This window comes from Paraburkholderia sp. (assembly GCF_035656215.1).
GTDB lineage: Bacteria > Pseudomonadota > Gammaproteobacteria > Burkholderiales > Burkholderiaceae > Paraburkholderia.
Genome location: NZ_DASRSY010000350.1, coordinates 1 through 2,878, shown reverse-complemented (window position 1 = coordinate 2,878; position 2,878 = coordinate 1). Strand labels below are relative to the sequence as shown.

The window sequence follows — 2,878 nt, the reverse complement described above, 5'->3', positions numbered from 1 at the left end:
CACTCACAGAAGCGTTCGCTATGTGGCGGGTTGGTTGTCGCACGGATTGCATCGCGCGATCTTGCAGCAGGCAGCGAAGGACGCCGGCATCGAGACGCAACGACTAGCCGACGGCTTGCGTATTCGCCGGCGCGGCGATCTGACCTTCGCGTTCAACTTCGGTCCGGAGCAGGTGCAAGCGCCCGCACCGGCCCACGCGACTTTTGTGTTGGGACATTCACAGTTGAAAACCGGCGACGTTTGCGCGTGGCGGACCGCATAAGCTGCGGTCAAATCGGTCGATGAACGGATCAGGGTCATGCTGCACCTCGACAGCGGCGGCCAGACCGTGGCGGTAGCGCGGTGAAATATCCGCGCGAACCGCAGGCAACTACTGCTTGGATGCCTGCGGTTTGTGCTGTTCAGCACACTCCGACGTGAACGCCATGCTGGCCTGATCGGGTGTCATGTGCGGCGCGCCGGGAGTGTAAATCTTCTCGATGATGCCGAAGACCGCTTGTCGGTCGGACTCGTTCTTGTAGTACTTTGCCGCTTGGGCAAGCGCCTGCTCTTTCGTCTTCTTGTGCGAGCGCCACGACGCCACCTGCCCCGCGATGTCGCCGATCGCAAAACATTGGTCGCTGACGGTTTGTGCAACGGCTTCAACTGCCGGCTGGGCGAGGCACACCGCGAGCGCGGCCGATACAACTACGCGTTTCATTACCAGAATCCTGTCGTTAGATGGGCGACGTGCAAAAGCGGTGGTATTCCGCCATCGCGGCAACCGAACGAATCAAATAACGGCGTAGTTTATCGGGAAGTGAGGTGCGGCGCTTTTTTACACACGCTCCAAAGATAAATCGCGACAGAGTTGCCAGATGCGCCCAAACTGCGCGATATGGCGGTCGCCTTCGCGATCGGCAAATCAGGAGAAACAGTTGGCAAAGAGCACGATGCGCGGTAATCGCGAGGCTAAAAAGCCTAAACAAGCCAAAAAGGTGATTTCTCCTGCTGCAGGCGTACCCTCGGCAACTGCGCCGAAGACCGTCGCGGCCAGCGCACCGGCCAAGAAGAAATAGTCGGCACCCCGGGCACGGATCCGTGCGCTCTCTGCTTCACCCTTTCCGGGCGTTCAGCCGGGAACCGCGTCTACAGTGCTGCGCGAGCGTTCCTGTCTCTCATTCATTGTTGCATCGGTCTGATCGACGTTCATCCGACGCTTTAGTGCGCCGCTAAACGGCAGTTAACGGTTTGCGCATCGCGCATGGAGTGACGCATTCCCGTTACCCCTATCGTTCTGGCGGAATCTTTCGATGCGCCGGCAATCAGCGCCCGTGGAATCAAGCTACAGCCCGGAGGCTTGGATCCACGCGACACGCGTGGTGCAGCCTCCCGAAGGAATATCCGATCATGTCCCAACGCTATGAACTGTGCGCCGATACAACGATGGCGAGCGATATGCGCGCCGCTAACGTGACACGCCACAGCAACCCGTCCGCCCCACCGAACTCTCCGACATCGCAGGAAGTGCGCCTATGAAAGCGATCCTTCGATATATCGCGGGACATCGCTCGCCGTCGCCGCCATGGACTGACATCGCGCCGGTGCGCGAAGAGCTGTTCGGCGTCGAACGGCTCGAGCAGCACGCCGAGAGCCTCGCTGCCGCACAACCGGTAACGAAGACCCCCCCTGCCGTTTTTTCGCTGCACACGAGACTGAACGACAATGCCGCCGTCCTGCTCGCGGCCTACCGCGCGAGCGCCGAAGAACTGGAGAGTGGCCGGGGCGTGGTGCCCGCCGCGGAATGGCTGCTCGACAACTATCACCTCGTCGAGGAGCAGATCCGCGAGATTCGCGACGATTTGCCACCCGGCTACTATCGTCAGTTGCCCAAACTGGCCGCTGGGCCATTCGCGGGCTATCCGCGCGTATTTGGTCTCGCGTGGGCATTTGTTGCGCATACTGACAGTCACTTCGACCCGCAGATCCTGCGGCGTTTCATCAACGCGTATCAGCGGGTTCAGCCGCTGACGATCGGCGAATTGTGGGCCGTGGCGATCACGTTGCGCATCGTGCTGATCGAGAATCTGCGACGCCTGACAGACCAGATCACGGCAGGCCGCAGCGCACGCGCCGACGCGGATGCACTCACTGACCGTCTGCTCGAATCAGGTAGCGCCCGTTCGGCGCTCGAAGCGGACATTTCCACGCGCTCCTCAGGCCTGTTGTCGGAACTGTTCGCCGCGCAGCTCGTAAAACGGCTGCGTGACCAGGATCCGCGCACCACACCGGCACTTGGCTGGCTGGAAGAGCGGCTCAAGCTTCAGGGTGCCTCTGTCGATGAAGTCGTGCAACACGCGCAGCAGCGGCAGGGCGCGTCGAACGTCACCGTGCGCAATGTGATCACCAGCATGCGGTTGATTTCGGACATCGACTGGACGGAACTGTTCGAGAGTGTGAGTCTTGTCGACGCCCGGTTGCGCGCGGACAGCAGCTTTGCCACGATGGATTTTCCGACGCGCAATCTGTATCGCAGCGCGATCGAGCAACTGGCGCGCGGCTCGTCCTTCACCGAACTCGAAGTCGCGGGGCTGGCGCTGGAGTCGGCGCAGGCGGCGGTACTCGAGGCCGGCGATGCCGCGCATGCGGAACGTGCCGGTGACCCCGGCTATCACCTGATCGCCGAAGGCCGTCGCGCGCTCGAGCAGGCAATCGAATTCCGTCCGCCGCCGCGTCTGCGGATCATGCGGTTCAACATCCGCCTTGGCATTGGTGGCTACGTCGGCACGATCCTGACGGTCGCCATGACATTGCTGGCGCTAGCGTTGTGGGCACTGTGGACACTGGCGCCGCGCGGTCTCGAAGTCGAGGTACTCACGCTCTTTGCCGTATGTGGATT

The 2,878-nt window shown here is 61.6% G+C and carries 3 protein-coding genes and 1 pseudogene; 3 read left to right on the top strand and 1 reads right to left on the bottom strand.

Annotated features, from left to right (window positions below):
- A partial coding sequence (locus VFE81_RS20485; protein ID WP_325046343.1) for a Beta-galactosidase C-terminal domain occupies positions 1–262 on the top strand: 262 nt, incomplete at its 5' end.
- Between the two features lie 108 nt (positions 263–370).
- On the opposite strand, the gene VFE81_RS20480 is transcribed toward VFE81_RS20485, so the two are convergent.
- A complete protein-coding gene (locus VFE81_RS20480; protein ID WP_325046342.1) occupies positions 371–700 on the bottom strand; it encodes a hypothetical protein in 330 nt (109 codons plus the stop codon).
- Positions 701–917: 217 nt separating this feature from the next.
- Between VFE81_RS20480 and VFE81_RS20475 the strand changes: the two genes are divergently transcribed.
- On the top strand, positions 918–1,058 hold the full coding sequence (locus tag VFE81_RS20475; RefSeq protein WP_325046341.1) for a hypothetical protein: 141 nt from the start codon (positions 918–920) through the stop codon (positions 1,056–1,058).
- Positions 1,059–1,514: 456 nt separating this feature from the next.
- Positions 1,515–2,878: pseudogene (locus VFE81_RS20470) on the top strand (glycosyl transferase); the annotation flags it as partial.